This is a genomic window from Anaerobium acetethylicum, from assembly GCF_900096945.1.
Lineage (GTDB): Bacteria > Bacillota > Clostridia > Lachnospirales > Lachnospiraceae > Anaerobium > Anaerobium acetethylicum.
Genome location: NZ_FMKA01000008.1, coordinates 1 through 18,207, shown reverse-complemented (window position 1 = coordinate 18,207; position 18,207 = coordinate 1). Strand labels below are relative to the sequence as shown.

At 45.7% G+C, this 18,207-nt stretch carries 14 protein-coding genes, 3 tRNA genes and 1 other annotated feature; of the genes, 1 reads left to right on the top strand and 16 read right to left on the bottom strand.

The annotated features are described in order from the left end of the window. From BJR36_RS08440 to BJR36_RS08430, 3 genes are all read right to left on the bottom strand, one after another. Positions 1–1,614, bottom strand: a complete 1,614-nt coding sequence (locus BJR36_RS08440; protein ID WP_091232733.1) for a response regulator — start codon at positions 1,612–1,614, stop codon at positions 1–3. 328 nt (positions 1,615–1,942) lie between these two features. Beyond that, a complete protein-coding gene (locus tag BJR36_RS08435) occupies positions 1,943–2,956 on the bottom strand; it encodes an aldo/keto reductase (protein WP_091232731.1) in 1,014 nt (337 codons plus the stop codon). A gap of 755 nt (positions 2,957–3,711) precedes the next feature. Further along, the gene (locus BJR36_RS08430; RefSeq protein ID WP_330387866.1) at positions 3,712–4,758 is read right to left on the bottom strand and encodes a LacI family DNA-binding transcriptional regulator; all 1,047 of its coding nucleotides are present in this window, start codon (positions 4,756–4,758) and stop codon (positions 3,712–3,714) included. A 454-nt stretch (positions 4,759–5,212) separates the two neighbouring features. On the opposite strand from BJR36_RS08430, the gene BJR36_RS08425 reads away from it, so the two are divergent. Beyond that, positions 5,213–6,094, top strand: a complete 882-nt coding sequence (locus tag BJR36_RS08425; RefSeq protein WP_091232728.1) for an aldose 1-epimerase family protein — start codon at positions 5,213–5,215, stop codon at positions 6,092–6,094. Positions 6,095–6,218: 124 nt separating this feature from the next. Here BJR36_RS08425 and BJR36_RS08420 read toward each other — a convergent pair whose 3' ends face one another. The 13 genes from BJR36_RS08420 to BJR36_RS08360 all read right to left on the bottom strand — a co-directional run bounded on the left by BJR36_RS08420 (position 6,219) and on the right by BJR36_RS08360 (position 18,009). Then, on the bottom strand, positions 6,219–6,653 hold the full coding sequence (locus BJR36_RS08420) for an RbsD/FucU family protein (RefSeq protein ID WP_091232725.1): 435 nt from the start codon (positions 6,651–6,653) through the stop codon (positions 6,219–6,221). A gap of 71 nt (positions 6,654–6,724) precedes the next feature. Beyond that, complete coding sequence (locus BJR36_RS08415) at positions 6,725–8,218, bottom strand: rhamnulokinase (protein ID WP_091232723.1); 1,494 nt, start codon at positions 8,216–8,218, stop codon at positions 6,725–6,727. 8 nt (positions 8,219–8,226) lie between these two features. Then, positions 8,227–10,026 carry an L-fucose isomerase gene (locus BJR36_RS08410; protein WP_091232720.1) on the bottom strand — a complete coding sequence of 600 codons (1,800 nt, stop codon included), beginning with the start codon at positions 10,024–10,026 and terminating at the stop codon, positions 8,227–8,229. A gap of 333 nt (positions 10,027–10,359) precedes the next feature. Next, positions 10,360–10,432: transfer RNA gene (locus BJR36_RS08405), tRNA-Thr, on the bottom strand. A gap of 84 nt (positions 10,433–10,516) precedes the next feature. Next, the gene (sigH, locus tag BJR36_RS08400) at positions 10,517–11,140 is read right to left on the bottom strand and encodes an RNA polymerase sporulation sigma factor SigH (protein WP_091232719.1); all 624 of its coding nucleotides are present in this window, start codon (positions 11,138–11,140) and stop codon (positions 10,517–10,519) included. 24 nt (positions 11,141–11,164) lie between these two features. After that, the gene (gene rlmB, locus BJR36_RS08395; RefSeq protein WP_091232716.1) at positions 11,165–11,908 is read right to left on the bottom strand and encodes a 23S rRNA (guanosine(2251)-2'-O)-methyltransferase RlmB; all 744 of its coding nucleotides are present in this window, start codon (positions 11,906–11,908) and stop codon (positions 11,165–11,167) included. 87 nt (positions 11,909–11,995) lie between these two features. Then, the gene (locus BJR36_RS08390; RefSeq protein ID WP_091232713.1) at positions 11,996–12,493 is read right to left on the bottom strand and encodes a Mini-ribonuclease 3; all 498 of its coding nucleotides are present in this window, start codon (positions 12,491–12,493) and stop codon (positions 11,996–11,998) included. Next, positions 12,478–13,875: a cysteine--tRNA ligase gene (cysS, locus tag BJR36_RS08385; protein WP_091232711.1), complete on the bottom strand. Its 1,398-nt coding sequence runs from the start codon at positions 13,873–13,875 to the stop codon at positions 12,478–12,480. Before cysS ends, BJR36_RS08390 begins: the two co-directional genes overlap by 16 nt. Before the next feature lie 104 nt (positions 13,876–13,979). After that, the gene (gene epsC / locus BJR36_RS08380) at positions 13,980–14,714 is read right to left on the bottom strand and encodes a serine O-acetyltransferase EpsC (RefSeq protein ID WP_091232708.1); all 735 of its coding nucleotides are present in this window, start codon (positions 14,712–14,714) and stop codon (positions 13,980–13,982) included. A 356-nt stretch (positions 14,715–15,070) separates the two neighbouring features. Beyond that, positions 15,071–15,295 (bottom strand) — a binding site (T-box leader). A gap of 77 nt (positions 15,296–15,372) precedes the next feature. Then, on the bottom strand, positions 15,373–16,614 hold the full coding sequence (locus BJR36_RS08375) for a GNAT family N-acetyltransferase (RefSeq protein ID WP_091232705.1): 1,242 nt from the start codon (positions 16,612–16,614) through the stop codon (positions 15,373–15,375). A 29-nt stretch (positions 16,615–16,643) separates the two neighbouring features. Next, positions 16,644–17,201, bottom strand: a complete 558-nt coding sequence (gene ispF / locus BJR36_RS08370; RefSeq protein WP_091232967.1) for a 2-C-methyl-D-erythritol 2,4-cyclodiphosphate synthase — start codon at positions 17,199–17,201, stop codon at positions 16,644–16,646. 627 nt (positions 17,202–17,828) lie between these two features. Further along, a tRNA-Met gene (locus tag BJR36_RS08365) sits at positions 17,829–17,902 on the bottom strand. Positions 17,903–17,936: 34 nt separating this feature from the next. Continuing rightward, a tRNA-Val gene (locus BJR36_RS08360) sits at positions 17,937–18,009 on the bottom strand. Positions 18,010–18,207 lie beyond the last annotated feature (198 nt).

The following is an 18,207-nucleotide window of genomic DNA, read 5'->3' as shown; positions in this document are numbered from 1 at the left end:
CTACCTCTTTCCCTTTGCATATTCTTTCGGTGTCTTTCCTGTCGCTTTCTTGAATGCGATGCTGAAATAATGCGGATCGCTGAATCCTACCTTTTCTGCAATCTCATAGTTTTTCAGATCCGTATTTTCCAACAGTTCTTTTGCTTTCTGCATCCTGATTCTGGTCAGGGCTTCCATAAATGTTTCACCGGTTGCATTTTTAAATATGGTACTGAACCGGCTCGGGCTGATACAAAGATAGGTGCAGATGGAATTCAGATTCAGTTCGTCATCCGAATAATTCTTCTCCATATAATTCATCGCAAGAAAAGCCTGCCTTTTCCCACCTGCATTCTTCTGGTTGTCCAGTTCCTCTCCTGCCTGGTGGCAGTAATCTTCGAGCAGCTTCATGGAATCCGCAAAGGTCCTGGCCTCTGCAATATCGGTCAGCAGCTGATCCTTTTGGGCGTATATCATGCTTCCTGCAAGGTCGGAAGTCCTCAGTACGTCACCGACTGCCACAATCACCTGCTGCAGATACAGGCAGCTTCTGTTTTTGTCGGCCATTGCATCTTTTACTGCTTTACTGATTTTATCCAGTCCTTCTTCAGTCTTTGTCCGGTCATTGAGTTTTAGAGCCATTGACAGCTGATTGATCTCCTCATCCAGATCCACTTCTTTGTTCATGGTGCGGATAATTTCTTTCATATCGATGATGCTGTCTCCTCCCAGGAGATAGCGGTATCTGATTGCGCCTTCTGCCTCTTCATAGGACTTATAAATGTCTTTCTTGTTTCTCACTTCTCTTCCGATCCCGACGGTGATACTCAGCCCCAGCAGCTGTTTCACCAGATCACTGATCTGAAGGCAGGTATTTTTTACCGACTCATCGAATCCCTTCGGCCTGTCTGTCTGAAAAAGAATGAAGACACGGTTGTGGTTCCCCTGACAGACAATCCCTGCATGATGCGCTTTTATGATCTCGTCACTGATATTAAAAACTGCAAATGCCATCAGGGCACTCTGCTGCTTTGCTTCTTCGTCCGGGTCATGCAATTCTGAATAAAGGTCGATTTCAAGAACAGCGACACGAAATTCCGAAGCCTCCAGCACAACATCGACTTCCCTTAGGCCCCGGAGGTTCTCTTCTTCCGTTTTCGTCCCCATAATAAAATCTGCCAGTACCTTCGATTTTATGATGATACGGTTCTTATTATAGGTTTCGCTCAATCGCTCCAGCTTTTTTTCTTTCTCCCTGGCACTGTCTATCTTCTCTTTCAGATTTGTCAATACTTCCGATAATTCAAATGCAGTGACAGGTTTGAGCAGGTACTCCTTTACATTATATTTGATTGCCTTCTTTGCATACTCAAAGTCATCAAAACCGCTGAAAATAATAACGTTTACTTCCGGATACTGTTCGTAAATCAGTTCGCTCAGTTCCATCCCATCCATATGGGGCATGCAGATGTCAGTAAGAACGACGTCAACAGGATTTCTCTCCAAAAATTCCTTTGCTTCCTTCCTATCCTGACAGCTTCCGGCCAGTTCGTAACCCAGCTCTTCCCAATGAATATTTTCTCCTATCGCTTCTCTAACAAGCACTTCGTCATCAACCAGTAATACTCGATACATGATCTCACTCCCATAATGTGTGTACCTTCAAAAAGGAAAGCGATTCATGATAGGAATCTGATATCTGAACCGTTGCCAAAGGGGTACTATACGTATATCATATAGTACCCCATCTGCTCTTGTCCATATCATCTTTTACAAATTGTAACTATTCAGGACTACGTCCTTCATAGTCACAATGATGCACACAAATTGCAAAATCAGCAATTTGGCACACGCATGTCTCGGGGTTTTATGCAAATTCAGCATAAAAACACCTCGCGATACAGGGGTTCTGAACAGTTACTATAAATCTATTGTTACTGTTCAATCCTTGGCCAGCAACAATCTATTTACTAATCACTCCATCCAGGTCCCAAAGGTCTTCCCATCCTTTTGCGCCTTCCCATAAGAACACCTGACCTTTTATCAGCCGGTTGTTTCTGTCAAGGGACTTCATAATTCCCATTTCCCTGTCTGTCAAAGGATCTTCCGTTACGCATTTCAGATTGCCGACATACTGCTGCTCCCTGACTGAAAAGGGAATCGGAATCTGTCCTCTCTGGACTGCCCATTTCAGGCAGACAATTGCGGGATGGACGTTATGTGCATTTGCGATTTCAACAAGTTCCGGAACCTGGACATCCGCAATGTCCTCGTCAGTTTTGTCACGTTCAGGCCTCGACGGGGATCCGATCGGGCAGAAACCGATTGGCTGGATATCATGGGCCTTGCAATAGTCAAATAATTCCGGCTGCTGAAAACATGGATGCAGTTCCATTTCGAGGACTGCCGGCTGTATCCTGCAAAGCGGAAGCACGGCCTCCAATTTAGGGATTGTCATATTGGACATGCCGATATGTTTTACAAGTCCCATTTCCACCAGTCTTTCGCACTGTCTCCAGGTCTCCATAAACGCATCTGCGCTGAATGGCTTTGAATCAGGATTACGGGAATCTCCGTCACATCCCGGCGCATGGTAATTTGCAAATGGCCAGTGTATGAAAAAAAGATCGATGTAATCCAGATGCAGATCCTTTAAGCTTTTGGCACATGAAATCAGCACATCTCCCCTTCCCTGCATGTCGTTCCAGACCTTTGATGTAATGAATAATTCTTCACGTTTTACTTCCCCTTTGTCAAATGCGTTCTGAAAAACCTCTCCAATCAGATGCTCATTGCCATAGACTGCTGCACAATCAAACAGACGATATCCTGACCTGATCGCTCCGGCAACAGCTTCCGATACCTGTTCGGGTGTGAACCGGTCCGAGCCGAACGTTCCCATTCCAATTGCCGGCATGTAGTCGCCTGTATAAAGCTTTCTCTGAGGTACTGATTTTGGATCGATGAATGATGTCATGGTTGTAATCTCCTTTTTATTTTAATTTTAATTTTATTGCTGATTGGTCTATGTTCCATTTATGTAATCGCTCTTCGAAATGTCTGGCCATCCAGTCCCATAAGGTGTGTTTGATGATGCTTTCGCCGACAAATCCGTAACGTTTCGGTTTTACTATGAATAGAATTCTCCCGGCACTGATAACTTTCTTTGTATCACAGGAGCGTTTGTTTTATAATGTGATCAGCGTGTTAAAAGCCCTCCTGTAACGTTCGCTTCGTCAATTTGCACATTCGCCAGCTATCACGCAATGATGCAAAATATGATTCAATGAGCAGCTTTATGAAGACTTTGGTACTTAGGACGCATACTTTGCGGCCTAAGTACCACTACGTCTTCATCTAAGCGAGAGCGCGCTGCGAATGAACATGTTTTGCATCACGTCCTATTTGCTCATGAAGTCAAGCAGTGATGCAAAACATGATTCAATGAGCAGCTTTATGAAGACTTTGGTACTTAGGACGCGTACTTTGCGGCCTTACGTACCACTACGTCTTCATCTAAGCGAGAGCGCGCTGCGAATGAACATGTTTTGCATCACGTCCTATTTGCTCATGAAGTCAAGCAGTGACGCAAAACATGATTCAATGAGCAGCTTTATGAAGACGTTGGTACTTAGGACGCGTATTTTGCGTCCTTACGTACCACTACGTCTTCATCTAAGCGAGAGCGCGCTGCGAATGAACATGTTTTGCATCACGTCCCCGCAGAAACCATTATATCCTGCGGACGGAATTTCCTTCCACAATGTCGGTCTGCAGTTTTATCACCTGGAAATCGGAAGCCTCCGGATTCCTTTGATCTGCTTCCATGCGTTTCAGAATAATCTGCGCAACATTTTTTGCAATTTCCCTCATCGGCTGGGTTACAATGGTAAGCTTAGGTTTGCATGCCCTGGCAAACTCCGTATTGTCGAATCCGATGATTGAAAGATCTTCAGGAATCCTGATGCCAAGCTCGTTAATCCCGATTACCGCACCCATTGTCATTTCATAGTTTGCAACGAACACAGCCGTCATATCCGGATTCTGCTTCACCAGATTTTCCAGGCATCTGACTCCGCTGTCAATCGTGTAATCGCCCTGCACGACCAGCTTCTCTTCCGGCACGATTCCTGCTTCCATCAATGCCGTTTTATATCCAAGGAGCCTTTCCTGTGCTGTGAAAATTTCCTCAGGACCTCCGATCATCCCTATCTTTGTATGTCCATTCTCAACTAATCTCTTCACCGCATTTTTTGCTGCCGTAAGGTTATCTGCCAAAACACAGTCGCAGTCGATTCCGTTTATTTTCCGGTCGATCAAAACAATCGGTTTCCCCGACTTCTGGAAGCTTTTCAGATGGGATCCGTCCACATTTACCGGCATATTGATGATTCCGTCTACCCGCTTCCTGTAAAGGAAATCAACCGCCTCTTTCTCCAGCTCCTTATCGGTCCTGCAGTCGCATACAATGGTCGCATAGCCATGATTTCGCAGAACATCCTCTACTCCCGTTATAATCTCCGCACAGAAAATATTATTCAGTTCCGGAATCACAACGCCGATCGTTTTTGTTTTATTTGTTTTCAGCCCGCGTGCAACTTCGTTTACCTCAAAATTCAGTTCTTCAATTGCCGTCTCTATTTTTTCCCTGTTTGCTTCGCGCACGTTTCCACCGTTGAGATAGGATGAAATCGTCGCAAGCCCCAGGCCTGTATGTTTTGCTATGTCCTTAATCGTTGCTGCCAATGCTTTCCCTACTTTCAAATAACGATTTATCATACCTCTGGCCTTGCTGATATGATTCTGTCTTACAGTTTTCTTTTTCGAAACCGAAACGTTTCGGTTTTATATTTACATATTACCTTCTTACCCGCATATTGTCAATCATGGAATTCACTTTTTTCTCTTTTGTTTTCGGCTGACATGCAGACAGTAACCAGTTGACATCCCTGAAACTCTGCTATAGTATTTGATTAGCGGTAACTATTCATGACTACGTCCTTCATAGTTACATATGATGCACACAAATTGCAAAACCAGCAATTTGGCGCACGTATGTCTCGGGTTTTTATGCAAATACAGCATAAAAACACCTCGCAATACAGGGGTTCTGAACAGTTACGATTAGCATAACTATTCAGGACTACATCCTTCACAGTTACAAAGGATCCGGTTGACTGAACAGTTATCTGACTGACAACGATATAACTGACTGATTGAAAGGTGGGATTTGATGCAATACTTATTAGAAAATGCGGAAGCGGTTGTACGATTCGATACCAAAGGTGGCGGGATTATTTCGATTAAGGATACTGACGGACTTGAATATTTATGGCAGGGCGATGCCGCGTACTGGTCCGGACAGGCTCCCGTTATGTTTCCGATCTGCGGCAGCCTGCGCAATAAAACGGCAACAATAGGCAACGGAATGACCTGCAGTATGGAACGTCACGGGTTCGCAAAAAAAATGGAATTCACTTTGATTGAAAAGACGGAGGATTCCATTACTTTTTCACTAAAATCCAGCGAAGACTCAAAAACCATGTTCCCTTATGATTTTGAACTCAGGATCAAGTATCTCTTAAAAGGGAAAACCATCACCACCAGCTACACGGTACTGAACCTCAATTCTGTTCCAATGCCATATTTTGTCGGGGGACATCCTGGATTCAACTGTCCATTGCTGGATGGCGAGACTTTTGAGGATTATATTGTTCAATTCGAAAAGCCGGAGACCGCATTATGCCCGGAATCCATACCGTCCACAGGCCTCGTAAATGTAGATAACCGCCTTCAGGTCCTGGACAATGAATCCGTCCTCCCGCTGAAGCACAGCTATTTCGACGTGGATGCACTTATCTTTGACAGCCTCATTTCAAGGTCGGCAAAAATGGTGAATCCGGCAACCGGAAAAGGAATCCAGGTAGATTTTCCTGGTTTTGATTATTTTATATTATGGTCAAGTTCCAATAATGGTCCTTTCATAGCCTTGGAACCATGGACCGGCATCTCGACCTGCAACGACGAATCCGATGTGTTCGAAGAAAAAAGGGGCGTAAAGATTCTTCCTCCGAATGAGTCGGAAACTCTGGCCTTTGATATTACGATCCTGTAGCTTTTCTGGTGACTCCCCTGCCTGACGCACATACAGCAACGGTGGGGGCACAAACAGGCATATTGATCTGGGTGGCTTTCATAACCCGGATCAATATGCCTGTTTGTTATTTTATGGCAACCTGTCAGATGACGCCTTTCTGAAGCATAATATTCGCATAAAGCGCCTTTTCACCAGTTGCAACAATGGCGTATGCAGTTCTTGCTTCATCATAAAATGCAAACCTTTCGATGTTTCCAACTGCTGCCGCTCCACGGCTGTCATTCTTTTTGATGATATCCTTATAGGTATCCCAGATCGGCGTTTCGACCGTATCTCCCGGCATAACCTCCATCAGGTTGACCGGATGGTCCACATAAGTGTCCAACGGAAATACCTGGAGAATTGCATCCAGAATTTCCGGAACCCCATGGCCGTCGCACCTGATCACGATTGCATCCTTTCCCATTGATTCGGCCGGAAAATTTCCGTCTGAGATCACAAGCCTGTCGCTGTGTCCCATTTCACACAATACTTTTAATAATTCCGGTGATAAAATAGCCGGTATTCCCTTCAGCATGATCTTTTCCTCCTGCAACATCAATTTTGCTGCTATTATCTTCCTGCCAGACGATGTCTGCTATCCTGTAATTATACGTTCTGAATAACGTGCTCATTAAGCAGTTCCTTAAATTCCTGATACTTTTCTTCCCATACGCTGCTGTCCACAGGCTGGAAGCGCTTGATATCCTCTGATGCCATTACCAGCCTTCGCGCCTCCGCAAGATCTTTTACAGCTCCGCTTTCTATCAGCTGCAGTATGACATTGCCGAGCACGGTAGCTTCAACCGGACCCGCAACCACTTCGCAATTGCAGGCATTGGCTGTCAGCTGGCAGAGCAAGGCACTCTGTACTCCGCCTCCGATCAGATACAGCCTGTCGAATGTTTTTCCGACACAGCTTTCGATTTCTTCTTTTGCCATCCTGTATTTGAAAGCAAGGCTTTCATTGATGCACCTTACGATTTCTCCTGCCGTCGTCGGAATATGCTGCCCTTTTTCCCTGCAGTATTCCCTGATGCGCTTTGGAATATTTCCTGCCGGAAGGAACACCGGATCATCGGGATCGATAAAGCATTTCAAAGGCTCCGCCTCTAACGCCATTTTCTCAAGTTCGCCGAAACCGTATTCGGTTCCCTCCCTGATCCACTGTCTCCTGCTTTCCTGAATCATCCAGAGGCCGATGATATTTTTGAGGAATGAAATTCTGCCTTCAAATCCTCCTTCATTTGTAATATTGCACTTTTTCGACTGTTCATTAATCAATGGTTCGTCAAGTTCCGTTCCAATCAGGGACCAGGTTCCGCAGCTTAAAAACAGAAAGTCTTTTTCCTGGGCCGGAACCGCTACCATGGCGCTCTGGGTATCATGTCCTGCTACCGCTATCACGTCTGCCGGCTCGATTCCCAATTCTTCACAGATTGATTCCCTGACTTTCCCGATTTTTGTCTTGCTTGGTACCACTTCCGGAAGTATCTCTTTCGGAAGGTCCAGTGCTTCCAGAACCCTTCCCGACCACTGTTTTCTGCCTGCATCAAGGAGCTGGGTCGTCGAAGCGATGGAATATTCTGCCGCGGTCTCGCCAGTCAGGAGATAATTGAACAGATCCGGCATCAGCAGCAGTTCTTTTGCTCTTTCCAGTAGCTCAGGCCTCTGGCTTTTCAAAGCCAGAAGCTGAAACACCGTATTGATTTCCATAAACTGGTTGCCAGTGATCTGATACATTTCCTCTTCCGGAATTTTGCTGAAGCCGTACTCAAGCATTCCCTTTGTACGGTTATCGCGGTAGTGGACCGGATTTTCAAGAAGATATCCTCTCTCATCAATCAGTCCAAAATCCACTCCCCAGGTGTCTATCCCGATGCTGGAATAGGCACCTGTCTTTTTTGCTTTTACAAGCCCCTGCTTGATCTCATGAAAAAGCCTTAATACGTCCCAGTACATCGTATCTCCGACAATGACAGGATCGTTCGTAAATCGATGCACTTCCTGCAGGTGAATCTGCTCTCCGTCATAAGTTCCATACATGACCCTGCCGCTTGATGCACCAAAATCAATCGCCAAAACACCTGTGTTTTCTTTCATGCCGTCACCTACTTCTTGAACGTCGGGCCGTATGTCGCGCATGCGCGGTAATCCTGGCCTTCTTTATCCATTCCATATGCATTCCATGCAGCTGGTCTGAAGATTTTCTCTTCCGGAACATTGTGCATAGCTACCGGAATTCTCAACATCGAGCAGAGGGTAATCAGGTCAGCTCCAATATGTCCGTAGCTGATCGCTCCATGATTTGCTCCCCAGTTGTTCATTACATCATAAGCAGTCTTGAAGGCTCCCTCTCCTGTTGTCCTTGGTGCGAACCAGGTACATGGCCAGGTGTAGTCAGTTCTCTTCCAAAGCGTATCGGAAACCTCATCCGGCAGCTCTACTGTATATCCTTCTGCAATCTGGAGCATAGGTCCAAGACCTTTTACAAGATTCAGTCTGACCATAGTACATGGCATTTCAGCCTTTGTGAGGAATCTTGATGAATATCCGCCTCCCCTGAAGTATCCCTGGTCTGCTGCATTCCAGGTAGTCGCTTCCAGGCATGCATCCATATCTGCATCCGTCATTTCCCAGAATGGTTTGATGACTCCGTTTCCGTCTGCATCCTTAACCGCTCCGCATGCATCAATGCAGGCTGCTCCCGAGTTGATCAGATGGATAAATCCGCCTGCCTCAGCAGCTTTTCCTTCAAGCTTGTATCCGCCTGTTGCTTTTTCTACAGCTTCCGGACTCCAGTATGTCCTGACATCAGCAAAGATCTGTGCTGTGTTCGTCAGCAGTTTTCCGAACAGCATTCCGATACCATTCAGTGCATCGTTCTCTGTAGCAAGAATGTATGGTTCCCTTGCACCTTCCCAGTCAAAGGAAGAGCAGAGCATGGATTCAGGGAAATCGGCATTCGGGTAGAAGTCAGTCCACTGTCTCTGTCCCTGGAAACCAGCAGCAATTGCATTGTGTCCGACACGTTCTTCTTCACAGCCTTCCGGAAGGTTCTTGTTTCCATTCATCAGGTCTTTGATGATGCACATCATCTTGACAACGAATTCCCAGTCAGCTTCTTTCTCTTCCTTCGATTTCTGGGCATCTGCAGGATTTTTATCAAAGCCTTCCTTGCATTTTTCTTTTGTCCATGCAAGAGCCTTTTGGAATTCAGCTTCATCGTAGACATTTTCTGTCATTCTTCTTATAATCTCTACTTCGTCAACTGATTCTACCCTCATTCCAAGATAATCCTCGAAGAAATTCGGATCCACGATTGAACCTGCGATTCCCATACAGATCGAGCCGATCTGAAGGTATGATTTTCCTCTCATGGTAGCTGCTGCAACAGATGCACGGCCAAATCTAAGCAGCTTTTCTCTGACATCATCCGGAATAGAGGTATCATCGCTATTCTGAACGTCATGGCCATAGATACCGAATGCGGGAAGTCCCTTCTGGGCATGTCCTGCAAGTACTGCTGCAAGATAAACTGCTCCCGGCCTCTCTGTGCCATTGAAGCCCCATACGCCTTTGATTGTATGCTGGTTCATATCCATCGTTTCTGAACCGTAGCACCAGCATGGAGTTACAGTAAGGGTGATTTCAACTCCTTCTTTTTTGAATTTCTCTTCACATGCCGCAGCTTCTGCAACGCGTCCGATTGTCGTATCCGCAATGACAACCTTCACTGGCTCTCCGTTTGAATATCTGAGATTTGATGTGAACAGCTCCGCCGCCGCTTTTGCCATGTTCATCGTCTGCTCTTCAAGTGATTCCCTTACTTTCAGGTATCCTCTTCTTCCGTCAATTGTAGGTCTGATTCCGATTACCGGATAACCGCCTATTAATCTGCTTTCTGCCATCTTTCTGTTACCTCCGTTTTTATAAGTTTGCTTTTACAGGATTTTTTATTTTTATATGCTAATTATACGACAAGCTTCCCCTAAATTCTCGTAATATCCTGTTCTTATATGGACATTTTTTGTCATTACTAACAGTATCTGTTCCGGGAATCCTGCATTTTCGGACAAATGGAGAGTTATGGGAGATATAGTGGTACGTAGGGTCGTAGAAAGCGCGGCAGCGGAACATCTATTTCCCAAACAAACCCCAAACGCAAAAAAAGACCACCCGTAAAGGTGGTTTTTCTTTTTGTAAAATCTCTGTAACCCTGATGTTTCCTGGGTTTTTCAATAAGCTGCTAACGGGAGTCGGACCCGTGACCTCAACACTACCAATGTTGCGCTCTACCGCCTGAGCTATAGCAGCAATAACTTGTCATCTCGTGACTTGTTATAGTTTACAACAATTTCATATATATGTCAATAGAAAAACTTTTTACATTTGCATTTTTTATTCCTTGTTGGCAATCAGGCTGTTCAGCTTGTTCTTAATCCTCTGTATGGCATTGTCAACAGACTTTGGGGGCTTGCCGAGTATCTCCGCAATCTGCAGGTAGCTAATGCCTGCCAGATGCAGATCGAATACTTTTTTCTCGAACTTGCTGAGGCTTTTTTCAAGCCCCTCCTCTATAATGGTGACCCTCTCCTGGTCGATGACCAGCTCCTCGGGATTCCTGTCCCTTATGGAATGGAGCGCATCCAGGAGCGGCGCGCCTTCTTCGCCGTCTCCAGAGGTCTGGGCATACAGGGAAATGTAGTTGTTTAAAGGAATATGCTTCTTCCGCTGCGATGCCTCAATAGCGCTATAGATCTGTCTGGAGATGCAGAGTTCTGCAAAACTGAAGAAAGAGGCTTCCTTTTCCTCGTTGTAGTCTCTGACTGCCTTGAAAAGGCCGATCATACCCTCCTGGATGAGATCGTCGTTATCTCCTCCGATCAGGTACATGGCCCTTGCTTTCTTTCTCACCAGGTTCTTATATTTTTCCATGATGAAATCCATTACATCCAGGCTGCCTTCCCGGTGCAGTCTTATAAGAGCTTCATCCGTTAAAGATTCGTACTTATCTTTCTTCACTTATTACACTTCCCTGTCGGTAGATTATCGGCCCATACGCTGTCTGACTATCTCATAGGCAAGCACGCCCGCTGCAACGGAAGCGTTCAGAGAGTCGATGTCGCCCTTCATTGGTATAGATGCGATGAAGTCGCATTTTTCCTTTACAAGCCTTCCCACACCTTCGCCCTCACTGCCGATTACAAGACCGATCGGCCCTTTCAGGTCAAGGTTGTACATGACTTCCCCACCCATGTCGGCGCAGACGAACCAGAGGCCCTTTTCTTTCAGCTCATCGATGGTCGCTCCTAAATTCGTAACCTTTGCAACAGGCGTATAGTTCAGGGCGCCTGCCGATGTCTTCACTACGGTAGCTGTAAGCCCTGCTGCCCTTCGCTTGGGAATGATGACTCCGTGTGCTCCTGCAAGGTTTGCAGTACGGATTATTGCGCCAAGGTTATGGGGATCTTCGATGTTGTCCAGAAGGAATATAAATGGCTGTTCACCTTTTTCCTCTGCTATTTTGAGGATGTCCTCCACTTCTGCGTATTCATAAGCCGCAGCATATGCGATGACTCCCTGGTGTTTTCCTGTTTCTGACATGTTGTCCAGGCGTTCCTTTGACACATAATTGATGATCGTGTCCTGCTTCCTTGCTTCTCTTGTGATGGATTTCACAGGACCGTCCTGACATCCGTCAAGTACGAAAAGCTTGTCTACTGTCTTTCCTGCCCTGAATGCTTCGAGAACTGCGTTTCTGCCCTCTATTGTAAATTCTTCGTATCTCATTTTAACTCCTATCTGCGCATCTGGCGCACTCTGGTGGAAATCTTCCGTAGGTATCTGTGGGTAAAATACCTTTTACCCACTACATTATTATATATTAAATTCTTCGTTCTCTTCGATTCCCTCAATCCCTATTTTTACAAGATCGAAAAGCCTTTTAAAATCCTTTTTCAGGTAGATGTAGCCGATCAGCGCTTCGAATCCGGTGGCTCTGCGGTAATCGGACATGGTCGCATTTTTTGCCATGGATACCGACTTTGCATTCCTGCCCCTTTTGTACACTACTTTCTCCTCTTCGGTCAGGAAGGGCTTCAGTACTCCGATCATCGATGACTGGGCTGATGCCTTTACAAACTTGCTGGTCCTTTTGTGAAGCTTGTTGGCCTGGCAGTTTCCACGGCCTACCACTATAGTTCTGATAATCAGGTCATAAACTCCGTCTCCGATGTATGCAAGGGCGAGAGGGGAATATATTCTTGGGTCGATTTTCCCAACTTTGAACTGCTCAGCAAAATATCCCGTCAGGTCAAAGTTCTCCGGCAGGTCAAAATTCTCCGGCAGTCCGTCGTTCACTAAATCCTTTTCCATTTTATGCCTTCCCTCGTATCTTCTATAACGATGCCCTTTTCAAGCAGAAGATCCCTGATTTCATCAGCTCTCTGGAAGTTCTTTGCTTTTCTTGCCGCCTGTCTTTCTCCGATAAGGCTTTCGATGTCTGCATCCAAAATCTCTTCTTCTTTTTCAACGATGATTCCGAGAATATCTGTAAGGCTGACGAGCTTATCAAGCATTGCCTGCAGGTATTCTTTCGAATTCTCCGCCGACACATTTGTGTTGATGTACTTCACGAGCTCGAAAACTGCTGAAATAGCATCCGCGGTGTTGAAATCGTCTTCCATTGCAGTTTCGTATTTATTGACGAATTCTTCTGTTCCTTTGAAAAGCGCTTCTTCTGACGGGCTCATTGTTTCAGCAGTCACAGTCCCCATAAGGTACTTGAGGTTCTCAGCTGCTGTTATGATTCTATCAAGCCCTGTTTTTGAAGCCTCCATAAGGTCTGCGCTGAAATTCAGCGGGCTTCTGTAGTGTGCGCTCAGCATGAAGAAACGCAGCACCTGGAGGTCATATTGTTCACTGATCTCCCTCACTGTAAAGAAGTTTCCGAGAGATTTTGACATCTTCCTGTTGTCGATATTCAGGAATGCATTGTGCATCCAGTATTTTGAAAACTGCTTTCCATTGGCAGCCTCGCTCTGTGCGATTTCATTTTCATGGTGCGGGAATACGAGATCCTCGCCGCCTGCATGGATGTCGATTTCATCGCCTAAATATTTTTTAGACATGACGGAGCATTCGATATGCCATCCCGGGCGACCGTCGCTCCATGGGGATTCCCAGAAAGGTTCTCCTTCTTTCTTAGGCTTCCAGAGAACGAAATCCATCGGATCTTCCTTTTCATCGCTTACTGCAATACGGATTCCGGCTTCCAGATCATCCAGATTCTTCTTGGATAATTTTCCATATCCGTCGAATTTCCTGGTCCTGAAATATACAGTTCCGTTCACTTCGTATGCATATCCCTTTTCGATGAGCGTGCTGATCATTTCAAGCATCCCGCCGATTTCCTCAGTTGCCAAAGGATGTTTTGTGGCCGGCTTGACATTCATGCCCTCCATGTCCTTTTTGCATTCAGCAATGAACTTTTCTGATATTTCGCTTGCCGGAACACCTTCTTCAATTGCCTTGTTTATGATCTTGTCGTCTACGTCTGTGAAATTGCTCACATAGTTCACGTCATAGCCTTTGTATTCCATGTAACGCCTTACGGTATCGAATACGATCATAGGTCTTGCATTTCCGATATGGATGTAGTTGTATACGGTCGGTCCGCACACATACATCCTTACTTTTCCCGGTTCAACAGGTACGAATTCATCTTTCGATTTTGTCAGTGTATTATATATCTTCATCTGTCTGTCCTTCTTTCTTCAAATTTATGATAGTTTTGCAGGTCCCAAAGTCATGTTTTTTCATGTAAGCATGAAACACATGACCTTTTGACCCTGGTATCACGCTATAATTCTATTCCTTTTTCCTGCATGGCTTTTCTCTCGTCTGCACATGGTCTGCCTTTTCCTTCGCTGGCCTCTGTCTTCAGTCTTGCGATAATCTTCTCCATCTCTTCAATCCTGCGGCAGAACTCCAGATTGCCTTCCCTGAGCTTCATGATGTCGCCAAGCATTGGATCCGGAAAATGGATCTGATCCATGTCGATCCTCGGCATCTTCACATTATCCTGCTTCACGATTCTGCCCGGAACACCGACTACCGTACAGTTTGGCGGAACCTCCTCAAGCACTACAGAACCTGCTCCGATTTTTGAGTTTTCACCGATTGTAAAGGATCCCAATATCTTAGCCCCGGCACTTACCATAACGTTGTCGCACAGGGTCGGATGGCGCTTTCCGTGCTCCTTGCCCGTTCCTCCAAGGGTAACCCCCTGATAGAGCGTTACATTATCACCGATGATTGCTGTCTCGCCGATTACGACGCCGCATCCATGATCGATAAAAAGCCCTTTTCCGATTTCAGCTCCCGGATGGATTTCGATTCCCGTCTTTCGCACAGTCCTCTGGGAAATCCATCTTGCAAGGAAGTAATGTTCCCTTTTGAAAAGGTAATGGGATACCCGGTACATCAGTATCGCTTTAAAACTCGGATACAGAAAAACCTCCAGCGGGGTCTTTATGGCTGGATCCCTTTCCTTAATAACATCTATTTCTTCTTTCACATATCTTATCAGTCCCAATTGTAAATCCTCCCGGAATATGTTCTCTATAATAACAACGCTTTTTTATCTTATAGGATTAGCATGTCAAAAGCCCTCTTGTAACGTTCGGCTTCGTCAATTTGCACAGTCACCAGCTGTAGCACAGTGATACAAAACATGAATTGATGAGCAGCTTTATGAAGACGTTGGTACTTGGGCCGCGTATTTTGCGGCCTTACGTACCACTACGTCTTCATCTAAGCGAGAGCGCGCTGCGAGTCAACATGTTTTGCATCACGTCCTCATTCGAAAACCTGTGCAAATTGACGAATACTATTTTGTAAAGGGGCTTTTGACACTCTACCTCTATGAGATAAAAAAACTCCGCCTCTAATGCTAGAGACGAAGTTATCCGCGGTTCCACTCTGCTAAAGGATAGTACCTACCCTTCACTCGATACACGTAACATGTGTAAAACGTACCGGGCTACTGCAAAATCGCACTCGTCCGATCAGCTCCTAGATGCACTTCATCCCTTCCGAAATAAAGACTGCTTTCAGCCGGTGGCAGTCTGTCTCTGATATCCTTCGTGGATTACTCTCTCTATTCATCGCTTTTCATATATAGTATAGTCTATGAAAAAAACAGACATTTGTCAATAACCTACAGCACTTATAGGGAAAATAAACTATTCCGCCTATACGATTTCATTTAAAAACAGCTTTCCGGGTACCTTTATGTTTGCAAGCTCCCTCAGAATTTTGTCTGCCTCCGGAGTTTCGCAGGACTGGAGTCCGCTTCTGCATGCTTCTGTCTCTGCAACAAACTCTTCAGCGGAAATATATCCGAACAGAAACGCAGTGAGCACACCGATGCCTGCCTCGAAATCCCCGCTTTCGGAAGTCTCTTCCAGCAGGAGTTTTCCATCTCCATCAGAACGAAACCAAAAAGTCCTGTCGTTTTCCCGGATGATTCCATCCGTCACCCTGATTTTGACTGCCACCGGTCCATCAGTCCTGAGGCAGGATGCAAAATGTTTCAAATCTACTATCCGGGCCATGATCATGGGCTTTTTCTCCGCATCCACCATTCCGCCGTTTTCAGAGAGCATCTCTTCGAAAAAAATGTCCTCAATACCGATGAAATGTAGCTCCCTGTCATAAATTTTCAGCTGTTCCAGCATCGCAGCTGCAAACTCTGCTTCCTGTCCTTTTTCGCAAACCGGCTCCCTTACCTCGACAGCCTCTCCCAGGGCGTAAACGCAGTACCCTGACAGCTTTTTGTCCGTCATGAACAGAAGTATGCCGCCGTTCTCACTCGCTGCTTCTGCAAGGAGCGTCCTGTAATAAAGTGCATCCCTGCGGGCAAAAACTCCGTAACGCCCCTCCAGTATGCGGTTCGAGAACTCAGCAAGAAGGTCGCTGTCCTTTTCTTCGAACAGTCGACAGTCCATGGCTTCCACAGCTTTTGCTGCCGGCAGTCCATGCAGGCGCTTTTTCAGCATTTCAATCGCCGGACTGATTTTTTCCATCCCGATCCGGCACTGCCCCTGATCATAGACAAACCGGAAATCAAATGGCCTGTATATGGCTTCTGCTGCCGGCATCAGGAAGGTAAACGCCTCCCCGTTTCCATACATGTCCTTTAGCATCCTGTGGAGCAGGATTCTCATATACCCCCTGTGCCTGAACCCAGGGTCTGTGGCAACGCCGACAATGTACCTGGTACGCCACGTCTGCCCTCCCGTGAAAATATCATAGGGGTTCAGCTGGAGCATCGCATGGATTTCCGAATCCTCCTCAATTACCAGAATTTCATTCTGTGAAGCCTTATGGGTATAGTAGTAGTCGACAAAGGCACTGCTGTCGCCCGAAAACACCTCTTCCCACATGCTCCTTGTCCGTATCCGTTCTTCTTTCCCAAGGTATCTGACATCCATCTTCAGGCTCCTTTCTTAAGGTTTTTTAGTTACTGCCGGTCTTTGCCGCATCCGCTGCAGCCGCTGCAGCCGCCCGATTCCCCTTCTGCCATAATGGTGTCGTAGACATAATTGTTCACTGGCACCAGCGAACATATGGCCTGAGCCGCAATGCCATCTCCCGAGCCTGTAAAGCCAAGGCCTTCTTCTGTAGTTGCCTTGATGTTTACCTGCTTCACGGAGAGATTCAGGGCCTTCGCAACATTTCCGACCATCTCCTCCATATATGGACGAAGCTTCGGCCGCTGCGCAATGATTGTTGCGTCAATGTTCTCTATCACGTAGAGCTCCTCTTCCAGCAGTTTTCCCACCTGTTCAAGAAGGCTGATGCTGGAAATCCCTTTATACTGTGGATCCGTATCCGGAAAATGTTTTCCTATATCGCCTAAGGCCGCAGCCCCAAGAAGCGCATCCATGATTGCATGTACAACGACATCCGCATCCGAATGACCCAGAAGCCCCTTCTCATAAGGGATGTCCACTCCTCCTAAAATCAGTTTCCTGTCACTGACCAGCTTATGAACATCATAACCCATTCCGACTCTCATATTTTTTCCCTCTATCTTTCCCGCAGCAGACTTCCCGTACCAGGTACGGCTTACCTCCTGCATATTTTTTAATCCGGTTTCCAAACAACTTTCCTGTCTATTATAGCATAATTTAAAAATCAGTTAAAGCCCACGGCGACAGGGTTCGCAACTGCATATCACCCTACATATCACATCCTGCTCGGAACATTCTAATTTCCTATATCGATTAGCGTGTCAATAAATCACTTGTTAAAGAGATTAAATACTTTGGGTTGGTAGCCTGCTACTGCTATCTAAATCCAGAAAAAGTAAAAAGTAGGATCGATAGGGAGACTTTCTGCGTCTTTTCAACAACAAAGAGAGGTTTTCATAGTAACAGCCCTCTTATAACGTTCAGCTTCGTCAATTTACACATTCGCCATCTATCAAACAGTGATGCAAAACATGACTTGATGAGCAGCTTTATGAAGACGTTGGTACTTAGGCCGCGTACTTTGCGGCCTTACGTACCACTACGTCTTCATCTAAGCGAGAGCGCGCTGCGAATCAACATGTTTTGCATCACGTCCTCATTATAGAAAAATGGGCTTTTAACACTCCACCCTGATGAATTAAAAAAACCACCCTGATGGGTGGTACAAATAGTAGCGGAAAAGGGATTTGAACCCATGACACCACGGGTATGAACCGTGTGCTCTAGCCAACTGAGCTATTCCGCCTTATGAAATTAAAAATGTCATATTTCTATGACGATGGGACCTACAGGGCTCGAACCTGTGACCCTCTGCTTGTAAGGCAGATGCTCTCCCAGCTGAGCTAAGATCCCTGGGCTTTCAAGTCGTATAACTCCGACCTGCTTTGCTATTATACTATCCTTTTCCCATTAATGTCAAGTATTTTACAATAATTTTTTTCAATAATTTTTATGCCCTAAATTGAATTTTTAAATTCCACCCCTTTTATACAAGGTATGGAATTTAATCTTGCAATCTCTTGTGTGGAATTTAGTCTTACAAGCTTTTCT

Coding starts and splice junctions, on each gene's coding strand:
- BJR36_RS08440 (WP_091232733.1), bottom strand. CDS start 1,614: ATGTATCGAGTATTACTGGTTGATGACGAAGTGCTTGTTAGAGAAGCG.
- BJR36_RS08435 (WP_091232731.1), bottom strand. CDS start 2,956: ATGACATCATTCATCGATCCAAAATCAGTACCTCAGAGAAAGCTTTAT.
- BJR36_RS08430 (WP_330387866.1), bottom strand. CDS start 4,758: ATGATAAATCGTTATTTGAAAGTAGGGAAAGCATTGGCAGCAACGATT.
- BJR36_RS08425 (WP_091232728.1), top strand. CDS start 5,213: ATGCAATACTTATTAGAAAATGCGGAAGCGGTTGTACGATTCGATACC.
- BJR36_RS08420 (WP_091232725.1), bottom strand. CDS start 6,653: ATGCTGAAGGGAATACCGGCTATTTTATCACCGGAATTATTAAAAGTA.
- BJR36_RS08415 (WP_091232723.1), bottom strand. CDS start 8,218: ATGAAAGAAAACACAGGTGTTTTGGCGATTGATTTTGGTGCATCAAGC.
- BJR36_RS08410 (WP_091232720.1), bottom strand. CDS start 10,026: ATGGCAGAAAGCAGATTAATAGGCGGTTATCCGGTAATCGGAATCAGA.
- rlmB (WP_091232716.1), bottom strand. CDS start 11,908: ATGAGATACGAAGAATTTACAATAGAGGGCAGAAACGCAGTTCTCGAA.
- BJR36_RS08390 (WP_091232713.1), bottom strand. CDS start 12,493: ATGGAAAAGGATTTAGTGAACGACGGACTGCCGGAGAATTTTGACCTG.
- cysS (WP_091232711.1), bottom strand. CDS start 13,875: ATGAAGATATATAATACACTGACAAAATCGAAAGATGAATTCGTACCT.
- BJR36_RS08375 (WP_091232705.1), bottom strand. CDS start 16,614: ATGGATGTCAGATACCTTGGGAAAGAAGAACGGATACGGACAAGGAGC.
- ispF (WP_091232967.1), bottom strand. CDS start 17,201: ATGAGAGTCGGAATGGGTTATGATGTTCATAAGCTGGTCAGTGACAGG.